The sequence below is a fragment of the Streptomyces sp. NPDC060002 genome, from assembly GCF_042737245.1.
Taxonomy (GTDB): domain Bacteria; phylum Actinomycetota; class Actinomycetes; order Streptomycetales; family Streptomycetaceae; genus Streptomyces.
Genome location: NZ_JBHWUW010000001.1, coordinates 276420 through 292629, shown reverse-complemented (window position 1 = coordinate 292629; position 16210 = coordinate 276420). Strand labels below are relative to the sequence as shown.

Sequence of the window (16210 nt, the reverse complement as noted above, 5' to 3'; positions counted from 1 at the left end):
CCCCGCAATCCTACGCGCGCGGGGTGTGTGACGCCCGGTGACCTGCGCGGGGGACCGCCGGTCAGCCGCCGCTCCGCGCCCCGTGCACGATCCCGGCGAGCCGCCGGTAGGAGTCCAGCAGCGCGGCACGGTCGTAGGTGCTGGTGGTCACCAGGATCTCCTGCGCCCCCGTCTCCTTCAGCACCGTCTCCAGCCCGTCCGCGACCTGCTCCTCGGTGCCCGCGAGGTGGCCGGTGAGCCCGGACTCGTAGAAGCCGCGCTCCTTCGCGGTCATCGCGCGGGCCTCGGCCTCCTCGGCGGGCGGCAACGGGGGGAAGGTGCCGTGGGTGCGCGAGTACGCCATCGACCAGGCCTCCGGGACGAGGAGCCGTCGGGCCTCCTCGGGCGTCCGGCCCACCGCGATCGTCCCGGAGACGACCACGTACGGCTCCGACGCCCAGGGGGAGGGCCGGAAGCGGGCCCGGTAACGGTCGACGCCGCGCCGCATCCTCTCGCGGTCGCGGAGGTCGCCGATGACCATCGGCAGCCCCGCGCGGGCGGCGATCTCCGCGCCCTCGCCCATGGCCAGCACGAACGGCGGCACGGTCAGCCCTTCCGAGGGCCGCGCGTGCACCCCCGTGGGCGAGGTGCCGAGGAACCAGCCGAGCAGTTCCTGCAGTTGCCCGGCGAAGTCGTCCGCGTCCTCCTTGTCGCGTCCCAGCGCCCTGCGCACCCCGTCGGTGAAGCCCACCGAGCGTCCCAGCCCCATGTCGACGCGGCCCGGGAAGAGGGACTCCAGGACGCCGAACTGCTCCGCCACGACCAGGGGCCGGTGGTTGGGCAGCATCACCCCGCCGGTGCCGACCCGGATCCGGTCCGTCGCGCCGGCCACGGCCGCGGCCAGCACGGTGGGGGCCGATCCGGCGACCCCGGGCACACCGTGGTGCTCCGAGACCCAGAACCGGTGGTAGCCCAGCGCCTCCGCCTCCCGCGCCAGCCGCACGGTGTCCCGGAGCGCCTCGGCGCCGGTGTGACCCTCGCGCGTGCGCGAGCGGTCGAGGACGGAGAAGCGGGCCGAAGCGATCACGGAGCTCATACAGGGTTCAACACCGCGGGGCCCGGTGGATTCCGCCCGGCGCGATGCCGTGCGCGGGATCACCCGCCGTGCCGACGCGGGTCAGCCCCCGGGGCCGACCGGCCGGGGCCGACTGCGGCTCGGCCGGGGCCGACTGTCTAGGGTGGACGGCGTGACCGACAGCAAGCGGCCCCTCGCCGTCTTCGACCTGGACAACACCCTCGCCGACACGGCCCACCGGCAGCGGTTCCTGGAGCGCAGCCCGCGCGACTGGGCCGCGTTCTTCGCGGCCGCGCCACAGGACCCGCCGATCCCGGAGGGCGTCGCGCTGGTGCTGGCCCGCGCCGAGGAGTGCGAGATCGTCTACCTGACCGGCCGGCCCGAGCGCTGCCGACGCGACACGCTGGAGTGGCTCGCCGCGCAGGGGCTGCCGGAGGGGCGCGTCCACATGCGGCGCGACGACGACCGCAGGCCCGCCCGGCGCACCAAGCTGGAGGTTCTGCGCCGGCTGGCCCGCGACCGGGAGGTGCGTGTCCTGGTGGACGACGACGAGTTGGTGTGCGGCGACGCCCGACGGGCCGGTTTCACCGTCGTCCTGGCACGCTGGACGGCTCCCTCGGGCGCGCTGAAGCAGGCGCAGGAGCGCGAGGGGCGCACCTGAGGGCCGGCCGAGCCTGAGGGCCGGCCGTACGGGAAGGTGCGGCCGTACGGGATGGCGCGGCCCTGCGGGATGGCGCGGCCGTACGGGATGGCGCGGCCCTGCGGGAATGCGCGGCCCTGCGGAGGGTGCCCGGCCGTCAGTCCGACTCGTCCAGGCGGAAGCCCACCTTCAGGCCCACCTGCCAGTGCGCGATGTCGCCGTTCTCGATCTGGCCGCGCACCTGCGTCACCTCGAACCAGTCGAGGTTGCGCAGGGTCTGCGAGGCGCGGGTGATGCCGTTGCGGACGGCGTCGTCGACGCCCTCCGGCGAGGTGCCGACGATCTCCGTGACCCGGTAGGTGTGTTTCGACATCAGGGTGCTCCTCTCGACCGTGACGGCCTCGTCACGTGTGTCACGCGTCACTCCACCGTGCCCCAGGCTGCGGCGGAGCGCGAGGCGTCGGACCGGACGGCCTCCTTCCGCCCGGGCCCCCTTGACCCTCCGCATTGGTACATACCAAAATCCGGGACACCCGTACGAGCGCCGCGCTCGTCCCCCACGTCGGGCCCCTCGCCCTGTCCGCCAGGCAGAACAGGATCCCCGTGAGACGTCGCCTCCTCGCCCTCCTCTGCGTGTCCGCCTGCCTCCTGACCGCCTGTGGCGTCCTGCCGGGGACGGGGGGACCCGACCGCCGGACGGTCACGGTGTGGCTGATGAAGGACAGCGCGTCGCAGGAGTTCCTGGACCGGTTCGCCGAGGACTTCGAACACGAGCATCCGGACCTCGACCTCGACATCCGTATCCAGGAGTGGACCGGGATCGGCGGCAAGGTGGAGTCCGCGCTGGAGGCCGACGACCCGAAGGGGCCGGACGTCATCGAGGTCGGCAACACCCAGGTCCCGCAGTACGTCGACGGCCACGGACTGCTCGACCTGACCCTGGAGTCCGCCGCGAAGTGGGGCCGGGACGACTGGCTGCCAGGCCTCGCCGAACCGGGGCAGCAGCGCTTCCACCAGTACGGCATCCCCTGGTACGCCGCGAACCGGGTCGTGATCTACCGCAAGGACCTCTTCGAGCGGGCCGGTGTCACCGCCCCGCCCGCCACCCGCGCCGAGTGGCTGGCCGCCACCGAGAAGCTGAACTCGGGCGGAAATCAGGGCATCTACCTGGCCGGGCAGGACTGGTACACGCTCGCCGGGTTCGTCTGGGAAGAGGGCGGTGACCTCGCCACCGAGGACGGCGGCCGCTGGGAGGGCGCCCTCGACACCCGGGCCGCCCTGCGCGGCATGGACTTCTACCGGCGGCTCCAGTCGCTCGGCGGCGGCCCCGTGGCGGCGGACGAGGAACACCCGCCCCAGGCAGGGGTGTTCGCCGCGGGCAAGGTGGCGCAGATCGTGGCCGTGCCCGGACTGGCCCGGGCGGTGGTGCAGCAGAATCCGTCCCTGGAGGGCGAGTTGGGCTTCTTTCCGGTGCCCGGCAAGAACGCGGGCAAGCCCGGCGCGGTCTTCACCGGCGGCTCCGATCTCGTCGTCCCGCGCAACACCGACGTCAGGGAGGGCGCGATCGCGGCGGTCGCCGCGCTGACCGGCGCGAAGTGGGACACCGAACTGGCCCGCACCATGAACTACGTGCCGAACAAGGCGAAGCTGGCGAAGTCCGTCGCCGGTGAGGAGGGGGTCGCGGCCATGGCGGCGGGGGCCGCACAGGGCCGCGCGACCCCCAGCACACCCGAGTGGGCCGCGGTCGAGGCGGACAACCCGATCAAGGACTACATGACGAAGGTGCTCACCGGTGCCGACCCGGCGACCGAGGCCCGCCGCGCCGCCCGCCGGATCACGGAGGCGCTGACGGTGACCTTCTGACGGCCTCGGCCGCCCCGCACCGGTCCTCAGAGGGCGGTCTTCTGCGGCCTGCCCTCAGCGGTCGGTGCTCAGCGGGCGGTGCTCAGCGACAGCGCGAAGCGGCCTGCGGCGTCCGTCCACCAGTGGGTCAACTCCAGTCCGGCAGCGGCCAGTTCCGTGCGCACTCCCTCCTCCCGGAACTTCGCCGACACCTCGGTGCGCAGTTCCTCGCCGGCCGCGAAGTCGACGGCGAGGTCGAGCGCGGGAACCTTCACCGTCTGTGCCGTACGGGAGCGCAGCCGCATCTCGATCCACTCGTTCCCCGCGTCCCAGCGAGCCACGTGCTCGAAGGCTCCGGGGTCGAAGTCGGCCCCCAGCTCACGGTTGACGACCGCCAGCACGTTCTTGTTGAAGGCGGCCGTCACGCCGGCCGCGTCGTCGTACGCCCGCACCAGCACCCGGTCGTCCTTGACGAGGTCGGTGCCCAGCAGCAGAGCGTCGCCCGGCGCGAGCAGCGCGCGCACCGAGGCGAGGAACAGCGCGCGCTCGGCCGGCAGCAGATTGCCGATCGTGCCGCCGAGGAACGCCACGAGGCGCGGCCCCGGGGTGTCGGGCAGCGCCAGTTCCGCCGTGAAGTCGGCGATCAGGGCGTGCACGTGCATCCCCGGCCGCTCGGCGATCAGGGCCTGCCCGGCCTGGGTGAGGGCGCTCTCGCTGACGTCGACGGGCACGTAGGTGTCCAGGCCGGTCAGCGCGTCGATCAGATAGCGGGTCTTCTCCGAGGAGCCCGAGCCGAGTTCCACGAGCGTGCGGGCACGGGCCGCCGCGGCGATCTCGCCGGCCCGGTCCACGAGGATCTCGCGCTCGGCGCGCGTCGGGTAGTACTCGGGCAGTTCGGTGATCTGCTCGAACAGCTCACTGCCGTGCGCGTCGTAGAACCACTTCGGCGGCAGCGTCTTCGGGGTGTCGGTGAGGCCGCGCTGGACGTCGGCGCGCAGGGCGGCGTCCGTGGCGTCCTCGGGGAGGGTGCGGGTGATGTGGAACGGGCTCACGTGCCGGTCTCCTTGGGTGGTGCGGATGCCGTGTCGGTGCTCGGTTCCTTCAGTGGGGTGAGCAGGACGTCGGCGCGGCTCGCCGCGAGCAGGGTGCGGTCGGGGACCTCCTGCCAGCGCGGATCGTCGTCGTACGGTTCGGAGGCCACGACCGTGCCCCGGCCGGGCTCGGCCAGGTACCAGAGGGTGTCGCCCCAGGCGGTGGCGGTGATGGACTCCCCGTCGGTGAGGAGCAGGTTGAGGCGCGAACCGGGAGCCGCCGCGGCGACCTCGAGCACCGTGTCCGCCAGTGCCTGGCTCCCCGTGTCGCCGGCGCGCAGCCGGGCGAGGACCAGCGCCCAGACGAACGCGGAGTCGTTGCGGGCCTCCATCGACAGCAGGTCCACGGCGGGCAGCGAACCGGTCAGCGACTCCAGCGAGCGCGGCCAGCCCGCGACCGCCCCGTTGTGGCTGAACAGCCAGGTCCCGGCCGCGTACGGCGCCGCCGCGGCCTCCGCGTCGGCGCCGGCCAGCGTCGCGTCGCGTACGGCGGCCAGCAGCGCCCGGCTGCGTACGACCCGGGACAGGTCGGCGAAGGACAGGTCCGCCCAGATGGGCCCGGCCCGGCGGTAGCGGGCCGGCACCGGGTCCCCTTCGGCGTACCAACCCACCCCGAAACCGTCGGCGTTGACCGTCCCGTACCGCTGCCGCCGGGGCGCCCACGACTGGCGGTACAGGCTGTGCGGGGGCTCCACGAGGAGCCGGCCCAGCGGCTCCCCGGACCCCAGGTAGGCGAGGTGGCGGCACATCAGACGGATCCCGAGCGGGCCGTGCGGAACCCGGAGAAGATCTGCCGCCGGATCGGGTAGTCCCAGTTGCGGAACGTGCCCCGGCAGGCCACCGGGTCCACCGCGAACGAACCGCCGCGCAGCACCTTGTGCTCGGGGCCGAAGAACACCTCCGAGTACTCCTTGTACGGGAACATCCGGAATCCGGGGTAGGGCAGGAAGTCGCTGGACGTCCACTCCCACACGTCACCGATCAACTGCCTTACCCCGAGCGGGGACTCGCCGGCCGGGTAGCTGCCCGCAGGGGCCGGCCGCAGATGGCGCTGGCCCAGGTTGGCGTGTTCGGGGGCGGGGTCGGCGTCGCCCCACGGGTAGCGCGTCGAACCGCCGGTGGCCGGGTCGAAGCGGGCCGCCTTCTCCCACTCCGCCTCGGTGGGCAGCCGGCGTCCGGCCCAGCGGGCGTAGGCGTCGGCCTCGTACCAGCACACGTGCAGCACCGGCTCGTCGGGCGGTACGACCTCGGTGACTCCGAAGCGGCGGCGCAGCCACTGCCCGCCGTCCCGGTGCCAGAACAGCGGCGCCCGGATGCCGCTGTGGCGAAGGTGCGACCAGCCCTCCTTCGTCCACCAGCGCTCGTCGTCGTAGCCACCGTCCGCGATGAACGCCTGGTACGCGCCGTTCGTCACCGGGGTGGTGTCGATGTGGAAGGGCGCCACCTCGCGCCGGTGCGCCGGCCGTTCGTTGTCCAGCGCCCAGGGTTCGCCGGAGGTGCCCATGGTGAACGGGCCGCCGGGCACGAGGACTTCGGCCGGACCGGTGAACAGCGGCACCGGATCCGGGTCGGGTGCGGTCAGGGCCTGCGGACCGGTGCGGAGCTGATGGGTGATCAGCATCGTCTCGTCGTGCTGCTGTTCGTGCTGCGCGATCATCCCGAAGGCGAAGCCGGCCTCGGTCAGCCGGGTGCCGCCGAAGTCGGCGGACTCCAGCACGTCCATCACCCGGCCGCGTACCTCCGCCGCGTACCGGCGGGCCTCGCCCGGCGGCAGCAGCGGCAGGGAGGGCCGTTCGGCGCGCGAGTGCTCGAAGGCGTCGTAGAGGCCGTCGATCTCGGGGCGCATCGCCTCACGGCCGGCCACCGCGCGCAGCAGCCACAGCTCCTCCTGGTTGCCGATGTGCGCGAGGTCCCACACCAGGGGGGACATCAGCGGGGAGTGCTGGGCGGTGAGGTCGGGCTCCTCGACGCAGCTCGTCAGGAGCGTGGTGCGCTCACGGGCCGTGGTGAGGGAGGCGAGCACCCGGGCGCGGAGCGTGTCCGCGTCCGGGCCGGGGCCGGCGTCCGGGCCGGGAACGGCTTCCGGGGCCGGCCCGGTGTCCAGGGCGGGGTCGGTCATGTGCGGAGGTCCTTCCCGTACGCGCGGGTGTCCGTGCCGCGCAGGCGGTCGAGCAGGTCGTCGGCGGGCGTACGGCCCCTGAGGACGTACCGCTCCAGGTAGTCCGACACGGCGGCCGTCACCGCCTCGGTGGCGCCGAGGCGGGGCAGGGCCCGCAGAGCCGTGGTGAAGCAGGTGACGGCGACCTCGTGCAGCTCCGGGTCGGTCAGTCCGTACCGGGCCGCGTCGATCCACAGCGGATTGTGCGGGGCCGGCAGCGGCTGGGCCCGCTCGGCCAGCGGCTTCACCGCGCGATAGACGTGCTCGGCGGCCTCCGGGTCGTCGAACAGCGCTGTCGTCACGGCGAGCGGCACGATCCAGCCGTCGTCGCCGGGCTGCGCGTCGATCATGCGCAGCTCCAGGTGGCCGCGCGGTCTGACCGGGGGGAACAGTGTGGTGAGGTGGTAGTCGAGATCCTCCCGGGTCGGTGCTCCCGTCCGGGTCCACTGCCGGAACGTGAGCCGGTCGGGCACGTCCCACGGCCCGCTGTCGCGCCGCACGCACATCACCGGCGCGTCCAGCACGTGGCGGGCCCAGGACGTGCGCGGATCGCCGTCCAGGACGGGTCCGCCCGCGCGGCCGGCGCCTATCTCCGTCCACAGCAGCTGCCGGGTGGAACGCCAGCCGGTGGGGGCGCCGCCGAGCAGCGGGGAGTTGGCGAAGGCCGCCACCAGTACGGCGCCCAAGGTGTGCGACAGCCACCAGCGCCGCCCGTGCCCCAGGGGACCGGGCTCTTCGTATCCGGCGTCCAGACAGACCTGCACGGAGGCCGAGGTGCACATCATGGCGCGGCCGGCCGGACCCGTGCGGTCGAGGCACGCCTCCATGGCGTCGTAACGGGGTTCGCGCAGAAATCGGCGGGGTGTGCGCCAGGGGTCCGTGCCGTTGCCGGAGAGGGCGAGACCCTGCTCGCCCAGGACCGCGCGGACGGCGGTCAGATCGGCGGAGACGGTGCCCACGCACTCCATCAGGGAGGCGGCGGGCGGTGAGCTCAGTTCCAGCTGGCCGCCGGGTTCGACGGTGAGCGGTGAGCTCAGGGGCAGGGTGCGCAGTGCGGCGTAGGCCGCTTCGAGTCGTTCGGGTGGGACGGGGAGCCGCGGCTCGCGCAGCTCGTGGACGAGCCATTCCACTTCGACCCCGACGGTGCGGGGTGGTCCGGTCTTGAAACAGATGCCCCTGACCAGGGCCTCCACCTCGGCTTCGGTGAGGGCGCTGCGGGAAGGTGTCTCGTCGGTACAGTCGCTGACTGAGTCGGACATGTCGGGATCCTCCTGAGATTCCACCATGCCACCGGTCCGGCCTCGGTGCGGCCGGGCAGGCATCGCTCGTCCCACCCAAAACCCTCGAACGGATCCGCACAAGGGTACACAACCGTACATTTCGGACCGAGTTCGACCTGTTTTCCAGGCGTTCCCGACCGGTCCGTGCGGTGTTCCCCGGCCCGGGAAACTACGTTGCACGCCGTGTCCAGGATCGCTCACGATGCGTGTATGAGCACGACGGGGGAGACGGGTGGGGCGCGGCGGCACGCGTGGCGCGCGGCCATGGAGTCCACGGGGGTGGCGCCATGAGCGCGCGGCTGCGCGGCATCGCGCGGGAGACGGAGGAGATCGTCGCGGCGGGGCGCTATCGCGCGTCCGACGGGCGCGAGGTGTCCCTCTCCCCGGCGATCGAGATCGCCCGGGCCGGGACGCGGATGGCGGGACCGGGGCCGGTCGCGGTCCCGGTCGGACCGGCCGTGGACTCTGCGGCGCACGCCTCGGGTGAGACCTTGATCGAGGTCACGGGCGAGAGCAGTCTGGAGGCGGCCCGCCGGCTCGCCCGCGCCGGCCGGGTCGCCGTGCTGAACTTCGCCTCCGCCCGCAATTCCGGCGGCGGCTACCTCAACGGGGCCCAGGCGCAGGAGGAGGCCCTGTGCAGGGCCTCCGCGCTGTACGCGTGCCTGCTCGAGGCCCGGGAGTTCTACGACCACCACCGCGCCCACCGCGACCCGTTCTACACGGACCGCGTCATCCACTCGCCGGCCGTGCCCGTCTTCCGCGACGACCGGGGCCGTCTGCTCGACGAGCCCTACGCCGTCGGCTTCCTGACGGCCGCCGCGCCGAACGCGGGCGTGGTGCTGCGGACGGCCCCGGAGCGGACGTCCGAGTTGCCGGGCGCGCTGGCCGTCCGGGCCGAGCGGGTCCTGGAGACGGCCGCCGCGCACGGCTACCGGCGCCTGGTGCTGGGCGCGTGGGGCTGCGGGGTGTTCCGCAACGACCCCGCGCAGGTGGCGGGGGCGTTCCGGGCGCTCCTCGGTCCCGGCGGGCGGTTCGAGCGGAGGTTCGAGCACGTGGTGTTCGGGGTGCTGGACCGGACGCCGGGGAGCGTGGTGCTGAGCGCTTTCGAGCGGGTGTTCGACCGGAGGAGTCCTCAGGTCCAGCCGTAGCGCTCGTGCAGTCGATGCCGGACCAGGTTGAACCGCATCCGGTCCAGCGCGCAGGCCTCACGGCGCATGCCGTCCTCGTGCAGCCGCAGGACCCGGTCGACGTCCACCCAGGAGTCCCGTCCGGAGCGGTCCCAGGGCCCGCTGCCGATCGGCACCCACTCGCGGTCGCCGTCGTGCCGCTTGCTCGACAGCTGTACGGCGAGGAAGGTCCCGCCCGCCTCCCGGGCGACGACGAGCACCGGGCGGTCCTTGCCCCGGCCGTCGTTCTCCTCGAACGGCACCCAGGTCCACACGATCTCACCGGGGTCCGGGTCGCCGTCGTGCGCGGGGGAGTACTCGGTGCGCACCCGGCCGACCTGGCGCGGGTCGGCCTCGGCGGTGGCGGTGGGGCCGGAGCGGCCCGGGACGTCTTCATCGGTAAACGCGGTCACGGGGGCACCTTAAGCGGTGCCCCCGTGACCGCGTCGTCAGCGGGTCACTTCTCCTCGACCTGCACATGCTGCGACAACGGGTTCGCCACCCCGTTGAGGGGTGAAGTCCCGTTCGACGCCTGCCCGTTCTGGTTCATCGAGGAGAGCAGCTGACGTGCCAGCCCCAGCCCCGTCCCACCCATGGTGAGCGCCTTGGCCAACATGTCGGCCACGCCGTCGGCGCCGTTGAGCACCACCATGTTGTCGACGTTGGCGAACGCGGACGCGCCCGCCTGGACGATCTCCGGCCACTTCTCGGCGAGTTGCTGGGCGACGACGGCCTCCTGGTTCTCGGCGAGGGCGGCGGCCCGCGCCTTGATGGCGTCGGCCTCGGCGAGCCCCTGGGCCCGGTTCGCCTCGGCCTTCGCGAGACCCTTCGCCTGTGTCGCGGCGGCCTCCGCCTCACCGGTGGAGCGGGTCTCCGTCGCCTTGGCCTCGGCCGCCGAGATCCGGGCGTCGCGCTCGGCCTCGGCCAGCGTCCGCTTCTCGTACGCCTTGGCGTCGGCAGGCTTGCGGACATCGGCCTGGAGCTGCTGCTCGCGCCGCTGCGCCTCGAGTTCGGCGACCCGTGTCTCCTGGACCACGACCTCCTGGCGGGCCGCGGCATCGGCGAGCGGCCCGGCCTGGCGCGCCTTGGCGTTGGCCTTGTCCTGTTCGGCCTGGTATCCGGCCTTGAGGATCTCGCTGTCCCGGGTGGCCTCCGCCATCCGGCCGAACGCCAGCTGCTCGGCCTCGGTGGCGAGCCGGTCCGCCTCGGCCTGCGCGATGCGCGCGTCCCGCCGCACGGCCGCCAGGTGCGGGGAGGACAGGTTCTTGATGTACCCGGTCGGGTCCTCGATCTCGTGGATCTGGAGCGAGTCCACGATCAGGCCCAGCTTCTCCATCTCCGTGCCGCACGCGGCGCGGGCCTGCCCGGTCAGCTTCTCCCGGTCGCGGATCATGTCCTCGACCGTCAACCCGCCCACGATGGCCCGCAGATGACCGGCGAAGACGGTGTGCACACGCTCCGCCATCAGCTTCTGCTGGTCGAGGAAGCGGCGGGCCGCGTTGGCGATCGACACGAAGTCGTCGCCCACCTTGAAGATGACCACGCCCCGCACCTTCAGCGGGATGCCCTGGTGGGTCACGCAGTCCACGTGCAGTTCCGTCTGGTTCAGGTCGAGCGAGAGCTTGCGCACGGCCTGCATCCCGGGCGTCACGAGCGTGCCCCGCCCGGTGACGATGCGGAACCCCATTCCCTCCTCGAGGCCTTCCAGCTTGTGCTTCGAACCGGAGATGATGAGCGCCTCGTTGGGCTCCGCGACCCGCCACATCAACTTGAACGCACCGATCAGGACGAGGACGGCGCCGACTGCCGCCCCGACGATGAGACCGACTTCCATGGGCATGCACTCCCCCGGTGCAGGGTGCCCGCGGGCACCGAACGTAACGGGAGTGTGGGCCCGCGCACGAGCCGTGTACAGATGGGGCCGAACTGCTGTTGCCCGCTTGGTACATACGGCACACGACGGGCACGTACCGCGTCAACCGCCGTACATCGCCGCGACATAGACCGTCCTAGGCGGAAGGTAGTCCACCACCGTCACCATCGTCCCGCGCTCGATGCGTTCCGTGCCGGAGGCGGCGTAGGCGAGGAAGTGCTCCGCGCCGCCGCGCACGCGGACGATCACCTCGCCGACGAGCCCGGGCCCGACCGTTCCGGTGACCCGCCCCATGAGCCCGACCATCGACGCATCGTCCATGGTCACAGAGTAGGGGCGGAACGCCCTTCCACCGCAGGGCTTTCCACGGTGACCGGCGCCGGCGGCCACATCTCGTGCCAGCGCAGCTCCGCCTCCAGCCGGGCGGCGAGCGAGATCAGCAGCGGCTCGCTGTTCGCCGGGCCGAGCAGCTGCGCCCCGACCGGCAGCCCGCCGGGCGCGAAGCCCGCGGGAACGTTGACGCCGGGCCAGCCCAGCACGTTCCAGGGCCAGGCGTAGGGGCAGGCGGCGATCATCGCGCGGTCGGTGGCGAATCCGCTCAGCTGCAGCATGGCCCCGATGCGGGGCGGGGGAGCGGCCGTCGTCGGCGCGAGGATCACGTCGTACTTCTCGAAGAAGCCGCCGATACGGCGGTGCAGGACGGCCTCCGCGCGCCGGGCCGCCCGCAGCGGGACCCCGCCCAGCAGCCGGCCCAGCCGGGCGGCGCCCCGGGTGCGCCGGTCGAGAAGCGCGGGGAACGGGGCCTCGGCGACCCGCTCGGCGATGCCCGCGGTCGCCCGGGGCACGAAGGTGAGGCCGATCTGCCCGTAGGGCGGGTCGGCCTCCTCGACGGTGTGCCCCAGGCCCGCCAGCGTCTCGGCGAGTTCGAGGACGCGGGCACGCACCTCGGGTCGCAGCCGGGCGGGTACGGCGGTGAACGGCGGCTTCAGCGACAGCGCGATCCGCAGCCGGCCGGGGTCACGGCCCACCGCGGCCGAGGCGTCGACGGTGGGCGGCCGGTGCGGGTCGTTGGCGTGGTTGCCGCTCGCGGCGTCGAGCAGCAGTGCCGCGTCCGCGACCGTGCGGGCCAGCGTGCCGTTGACCGTGATGCCGTGGAAGGACTCGCCGCGCGGCCAGGTCGAGACACGGCCGCGCTGCGGCTTGATGCCGACCAGATGCGTCCAGGAGGCGGGGATGCGGACGGAGCCGGCCCCGTCCGAGCCGAGCGCGGCCGGCACCAGACCCGCGGCGACCGCGGCCGCCGAACCGCCGGAGGAGCCGCCCGGGGTGTGCCCGGTGCTCCACGGGTTGCGGGTCGCGCCGAAGGCCGGGCCCTCGGTGAACGGCCACTGGCCCAGCTCGCAGGTGTTGGTCTTGCCGACGATCACGGCCCCGGCCGCGCGCAGCCGCCGTACCGCCTCGCCGTCCTCGGCGACCGTGGGGTGCACGCCCTGACAGCCGAAGGCCGTCGGTTCGCCGGCCACGTCCATGTCGTCCTTCACGGCGACGGGGACTCCGAGCAGGGGCCGTCCGTCCCCGGCGGCCAACCTCCGGTCGGCGGCGTCGGCTTCGGCGAGCGCTGCCTCGGCCCGGACGATCCGGAAGGCGTTGAGGGTGCCCTGGCTCGCCTCGATCCGGGCGAGGGTCCGCTCGACGAGCGTGCGGGAGGACACCTCGCCCTCGGCCAGCGCGCGGGCGGTGGCCGTCAGGCCTGCGGCACGGTCGGGCGTCATGCGGGCACCTCCGGGACGACGATGTCTACCGCACGGTAACGTCTGGCGGCCGAGTGGCGGAACGGCGCGCGGGCGGGCGGGGTTTGGCCGTCCGCCACAAGAGCGGTCTCGCGCTCCGCCACAGGCGTCCCACAGGCGTCGTCCGTTCCTGCGCAAAGGATTGACGTGTTCCTGCCCCGCCCCTACCTTCTGATCGACTTTCCGAACCGTGTTCGGAATGTCGAACCCAGAGCCGTAGGAGAGCCGCCATGACGACCCGTCCCCCCGCCCCGTCCCGCCGTGCCCTGCTGCGCGCGATGGCCGTCCTGCCCGCCACGGCACTCGTGCTCGGCGAGGCGCCCGGCCTGCTCGGCACGGCCCTGGCCGCCGCGCCGGCCGCCGGATCGGCCACCCGCTACACGATCGTGCCGTTCCTCAACAGCAACGACGGAACGGTGAACGTCTACCAGTCCGACGACGCCACCGACTTCCGGCTGGTGCAGTCCTCCGCCTACACCCCGCCGAGCAACCGCATCCGCGACGCGAGCATCTTCAAGCACACCAACGGCTACTACTACGTCACCTACACGACCCACACCTGGCAGGACGCCAGCACCACCATCGGGTTCGCCCGCAGCTCCGACCGGGTCAACTGGACGTTCCTGTACGACTACACGGTCCCGATCACCAACCTCTCCCGCGCCTGGGCGCCGGAGTGGTTCGTCGACAGCGACGGCAGCGTCAACGTCATCGTGTCCTGCTCGGTGACCAGCGACGAGTGGATCTTCACGCCGTATCTGCTGAAGGCCACCAACTCCGCGCTCACCGCCTGGAGTTCACCGGTCGCCCTGTCCGGCATCGGGTCGAACCACATCGACACCTACATCGTGAAGGTCGGCTCGACCTACCACGCGTTCACGAAGAACGAGACGGCGAAGTACATCGAGTACGGCACCGCGTCGAGCCTGGCCGGCCCCTACACGATCACCAGGACCGGCGACTGGGCGGGCTGGGGCAGCTACCGCGAGGGCCCGTCCGTCATCCAGCTCGACAACGGCGCCTGGCGGATCTTCTTCGACGGCTACGGCGACGGCTATTACTACTACAGCGACAGCTACGACTCCTTCGCCACCTGGAGCGCGCCGAAGGCGCTGCCCGGCATCTCCGGCACGGCGCGCCACTTCACGGTCATCAAGGAGACGGTGACCGGTGGCCCCACCCTCACGAAGAACGCCACTCGCTCCATCCGGTCGGCCAACTACACCACCCGCTACTGGCAGGAGCAGTCCGCCCTGCTCAACCTGCCGGTGGTGACCAGTTCGAGCACCACCGCCGAGAAGCAGGCGTCCACCTTCACCGTCGTGGCCGGACTCGCCGACGCGAACGCGTACTCCTTCCGCGACGCGGCCGGCAACTACCTGCGCCACTACTCCTTCCGAGGCCGCTTCGACGCCGACGACGGCACCTCGTCCTTCGCGAAGGACGCCACCTTCGTCGCCCGGACGGGCTCGGCCAGTGGTTCGGTCCGCTTCGAGTCGTACAACTACCCCGGCTACTACCTGCGCCACTACAACTACCAGCTCCGGGTGGAACAGCCGGACGGCACGGACCTGTTCCGCCAGGACAGCTCGTTCGTGGCGGTGACCGCCTGGGCCTGAGGACGCCCGCACACCCTGTACGCGCGGGTACCGGGCCGGGATGACGGGGCCCCGGCCCGGTGGTCGTGCGGTCCGGCGTCAGCGGTGGTGCGGCGACGTCAGGTAGTGGTGCCTGAGGAGTTCCCTGCCGTGGTCGTTGCCGTTGGGGGTGCCGATGGAGTGGACGAACTTCTGGATGGCGCCGCTGCCCTGGGCGGCGCCGTACGCGCCCGCGAGCGGGCCCGGAGCCTGGCAGTCGACCTCGATCCACGCGAACCGTGCCTGCACGGGTACCGGGGACGCCGGACATGGCTCGACCCTCTCCGTTCGCCATGAGGGGCATGTGCGTGAGCCGAGCGCGCGCCACGGGGCGGATCGGCCGCCCGGCCGGCGGCCCGCCCTCAGTGACGCGGTGACCGGCGGACGGTCAGCACGGCGACGTCGTCGTGCCGGCGGTCCTCCCCGGCGTACGCGCGGGCGTCCTCGTGCAGGGCCAGGGGCAGCTCGGTGGGGGAGAGGTCGAGGTGCTTCGTCAGGCGCTCGTCGACCGGGTAGAACGTGCCGTCGTGGGCGCGGGTCTCGGTGAGGCCGTCGGTGGTCAGCACCAGCGTGGAACCGGCCGGGAACGCGAACCACTCGACCGTCGTCGGTTCGGCGGCCAGTTCGGCGAGCCCGAGCGGGACGCCGGTGTCCACCGCCGGCGTGGTGACGGCGCCGTCGTGCACCAACCGGGGCGGGATGTGCCCGCAGTTGACGACCTGCGCCTCGGTGCCCGCGTCGACGCCGATGACGAGGGCGGTGACGAACCGTTCGTCGTCGCCGGTCTGTTCGGCGTAGGAGTTGTGCCGGACGACCGAGGCGTCCAGGGCGTCGACGAGCGCGGTGAGCGTGGGCTCCCGGTGGGCCGCCTCACGGAAGGCGCCGATGACCGCGAACGCGGCGCCCACGGCGGCCAGCCCCTTGCCCTGCACGTCCCCGATCAGCACGCGCGTGCCGAAGGGGGAGGCGACGACGTCGTAGATGTCACCGCCGACGAGCCGGTCCTCCTGCACGGGTTCGTAGACGCCGTTGACCAGCACGTCGTCGGTGAGCAGGGGCAGGGGGTGCAGGATGTGCCGCTGCATGGCGGCGGCGGTGGAGCGCAGCCGCAGCATCTCGTGCTCGCGCGCGATGCGCCGGTGGCAGGCGTAGACGGAGGCGGCTCCCAGGGCGAGGGTGAGCAGCACCAGCAGCGCCCGGTCCAGCCACCGGCCGTTGTCGTCGGCCCGCACGAGCAGGGTGAGGGTGACGAACAGGGTGGTCCACGCGGCGACGAACCTCGTCTGCTGGACGGTGCACAGCGCCGACGCCGTGCCCGGCAGGAAGACCAGCAGCCCGAGGAGCCACACCTCGGATCCGGACAGGACGCCAAGCAGCTCCACCAGCACCGTCACCGACAGCACACCGACGACCGTCTCGGCGTTGCCCGGGGGCTCGATGGCTTCGAGAGCGTCGGTGGGGCGCTTTTGACGGAGACCGGTCATGGGAACTCCCGCGCAGACGGTGATCTCTCTGTACTTTAGTCAGGTCGTCGGCAGACAGGTCGTCGGCCCGGGCGGGCGGTGACGCCGGCGCGGGTCACGGCGGTCCCGCACGCGAGGCCGCCCCCGTCACCACTTCCCGGTCCCGCGCGCCGGCGACGGCGGCTGAACGGGCGCCGGTGTCCGCCCGTACCCCTG

At 72.9% G+C, this 16210-nt stretch carries 16 protein-coding genes; 4 read left to right on the top strand and 12 right to left on the bottom strand.

Annotation, left to right across the window (positions count from 1 at the left end):
• Nucleotides 1-61 precede the first annotated feature (61 nt).
• On the bottom strand, nt 62-1075 hold the full coding sequence (locus ACFWBD_RS01315; protein ID WP_385660935.1) for an LLM class flavin-dependent oxidoreductase: 1014 nt from the start codon (nt 1073-1075) through the stop codon (nt 62-64).
• A gap of 151 nt (nt 1076-1226) precedes the next feature.
• Between ACFWBD_RS01315 and ACFWBD_RS01310 the strand changes: the two genes are divergently transcribed.
• Nucleotides 1227-1715, top strand: coding sequence for a hypothetical protein (locus ACFWBD_RS01310; protein WP_385660932.1), 489 nt, complete (start codon nt 1227-1229; stop codon nt 1713-1715).
• 136 nt (nt 1716-1851) lie between these two features.
• Here the strand turns inward: ACFWBD_RS01310 and ACFWBD_RS01305 are convergent, their stop codons facing one another.
• Nucleotides 1852-2067, bottom strand: coding sequence for a dodecin (locus tag ACFWBD_RS01305; protein ID WP_385660930.1), 216 nt, complete (start codon nt 2065-2067; stop codon nt 1852-1854).
• A 230-nt stretch (nt 2068-2297) separates the two neighbouring features.
• Between ACFWBD_RS01305 and ACFWBD_RS01300 the strand changes: the two genes are divergently transcribed.
• Nucleotides 2298-3557: an extracellular solute-binding protein gene (locus tag ACFWBD_RS01300; RefSeq protein WP_385660927.1), complete on the top strand. Its 1260-nt coding sequence runs from the start codon at nt 2298-2300 to the stop codon at nt 3555-3557.
• A 68-nt stretch (nt 3558-3625) separates the two neighbouring features.
• On the opposite strand, the gene egtD is transcribed toward ACFWBD_RS01300, so the two are convergent.
• Genes egtD through egtA form a run of 4 tightly spaced genes read right to left on the bottom strand, consistent with a single transcriptional unit; the run spans nt 3626 to nt 8044 of the window.
• Nucleotides 3626-4588 carry an L-histidine N(alpha)-methyltransferase gene (gene egtD, locus ACFWBD_RS01295; protein WP_385660924.1) on the bottom strand — a complete coding sequence of 321 codons (963 nt, stop codon included), beginning with the start codon at nt 4586-4588 and terminating at the stop codon, nt 3626-3628.
• Nucleotides 4585-5376 carry an ergothioneine biosynthesis protein EgtC gene (egtC, locus tag ACFWBD_RS01290; RefSeq protein WP_385660921.1) on the bottom strand — a complete coding sequence of 264 codons (792 nt, stop codon included), beginning with the start codon at nt 5374-5376 and terminating at the stop codon, nt 4585-4587. The genes egtD and egtC overlap by 4 nt, the downstream gene beginning before the upstream one ends.
• On the bottom strand, nt 5376-6746 hold the full coding sequence (egtB, locus tag ACFWBD_RS01285) for an ergothioneine biosynthesis protein EgtB (RefSeq protein ID WP_385660919.1): 1371 nt from the start codon (nt 6744-6746) through the stop codon (nt 5376-5378). Before egtB ends, egtC begins: the two co-directional genes overlap by 1 nt.
• Nucleotides 6743-8044, bottom strand: a complete 1302-nt coding sequence (gene egtA, locus ACFWBD_RS01280; RefSeq protein ID WP_385660916.1) for an ergothioneine biosynthesis glutamate--cysteine ligase EgtA — start codon at nt 8042-8044, stop codon at nt 6743-6745. Before egtA ends, egtB begins: the two co-directional genes overlap by 4 nt.
• Before the next feature lie 308 nt (nt 8045-8352).
• Here egtA and ACFWBD_RS01275 point away from each other — a divergent pair, with 308 nt between their 5' ends.
• Nucleotides 8353-9213 carry a TIGR02452 family protein gene (locus tag ACFWBD_RS01275; protein WP_385660913.1) on the top strand — a complete coding sequence of 287 codons (861 nt, stop codon included), beginning with the start codon at nt 8353-8355 and terminating at the stop codon, nt 9211-9213.
• On the opposite strand, the gene ACFWBD_RS01270 is transcribed toward ACFWBD_RS01275, so the two are convergent.
• From ACFWBD_RS01270 to ACFWBD_RS01255, 4 genes are all read right to left on the bottom strand, one after another.
• Entirely contained in the window at nt 9198-9644 is a 447-nt protein-coding gene (locus tag ACFWBD_RS01270) for a type II toxin-antitoxin system PemK/MazF family toxin (protein WP_385660910.1), read from the bottom strand. The genes ACFWBD_RS01275 and ACFWBD_RS01270 overlap by 16 nt on opposite strands.
• Nucleotides 9645-9688: 44 nt before the next feature.
• Entirely contained in the window at nt 9689-11071 is a 1383-nt protein-coding gene (locus ACFWBD_RS01265; protein ID WP_385660907.1) for a flotillin family protein, read from the bottom strand.
• A gap of 135 nt (nt 11072-11206) precedes the next feature.
• On the bottom strand, nt 11207-11425 hold the full coding sequence (locus tag ACFWBD_RS01260; protein WP_385660904.1) for a hypothetical protein: 219 nt from the start codon (nt 11423-11425) through the stop codon (nt 11207-11209).
• Between the two features lie 2 nt (nt 11426-11427).
• On the bottom strand, nt 11428-12876 hold the full coding sequence (locus tag ACFWBD_RS01255; RefSeq protein ID WP_385660901.1) for an amidase: 1449 nt from the start codon (nt 12874-12876) through the stop codon (nt 11428-11430).
• A gap of 248 nt (nt 12877-13124) precedes the next feature.
• Here ACFWBD_RS01255 and ACFWBD_RS01250 point away from each other — a divergent pair, with 248 nt between their 5' ends.
• On the top strand, nt 13125-14513 hold the full coding sequence (locus tag ACFWBD_RS01250; protein ID WP_385660899.1) for an AbfB domain-containing protein: 1389 nt from the start codon (nt 13125-13127) through the stop codon (nt 14511-14513).
• A 78-nt stretch (nt 14514-14591) separates the two neighbouring features.
• Here the strand turns inward: ACFWBD_RS01250 and ACFWBD_RS01245 are convergent, their stop codons facing one another.
• Both ACFWBD_RS01245 and ACFWBD_RS01240 read right to left on the bottom strand, forming a co-directional pair.
• Nucleotides 14592-14780, bottom strand: coding sequence for a hypothetical protein (locus tag ACFWBD_RS01245; protein WP_385660896.1), 189 nt, complete (start codon nt 14778-14780; stop codon nt 14592-14594).
• A 113-nt stretch (nt 14781-14893) separates the two neighbouring features.
• Entirely contained in the window at nt 14894-16015 is a 1122-nt protein-coding gene (locus tag ACFWBD_RS01240; protein ID WP_385660894.1) for a PP2C family protein-serine/threonine phosphatase, read from the bottom strand.
• Nucleotides 16016-16210: the final 195 nt, after the last annotated feature.

Excerpts from the sequence above, each read along its gene's own strand:
- ACFWBD_RS01315 (WP_385660935.1), bottom strand. The coding sequence starts at position 1,075 with ATGAGCTCCGTGATCGCTTCGGCCCGCTTCTCCGTCCTCGACCGCTCG.
- ACFWBD_RS01305 (WP_385660930.1), bottom strand. The coding sequence starts at position 2,067 with ATGTCGAAACACACCTACCGGGTCACGGAGATCGTCGGCACCTCGCCG.
- egtC (WP_385660921.1), bottom strand. The coding sequence starts at position 5,376 with ATGTGCCGCCACCTCGCCTACCTGGGGTCCGGGGAGCCGCTGGGCCGG.
- egtB (WP_385660919.1), bottom strand. The coding sequence starts at position 6,746 with ATGACCGACCCCGCCCTGGACACCGGGCCGGCCCCGGAAGCCGTTCCC.
- egtA (WP_385660916.1), bottom strand. The coding sequence starts at position 8,044 with ATGTCCGACTCAGTCAGCGACTGTACCGACGAGACACCTTCCCGCAGC.
- ACFWBD_RS01275 (WP_385660913.1), top strand. The coding sequence starts at position 8,353 with ATGAGCGCGCGGCTGCGCGGCATCGCGCGGGAGACGGAGGAGATCGTC.
- ACFWBD_RS01265 (WP_385660907.1), bottom strand. The coding sequence starts at position 11,071 with ATGCCCATGGAAGTCGGTCTCATCGTCGGGGCGGCAGTCGGCGCCGTC.
- ACFWBD_RS01260 (WP_385660904.1), bottom strand. The coding sequence starts at position 11,425 with ATGGACGATGCGTCGATGGTCGGGCTCATGGGGCGGGTCACCGGAACG.
- ACFWBD_RS01255 (WP_385660901.1), bottom strand. The coding sequence starts at position 12,876 with ATGACGCCCGACCGTGCCGCAGGCCTGACGGCCACCGCCCGCGCGCTG.
- ACFWBD_RS01250 (WP_385660899.1), top strand. The coding sequence starts at position 13,125 with ATGACGACCCGTCCCCCCGCCCCGTCCCGCCGTGCCCTGCTGCGCGCG.
- ACFWBD_RS01240 (WP_385660894.1), bottom strand. The coding sequence starts at position 16,015 with ATGACCGGTCTCCGTCAAAAGCGCCCCACCGACGCTCTCGAAGCCATC.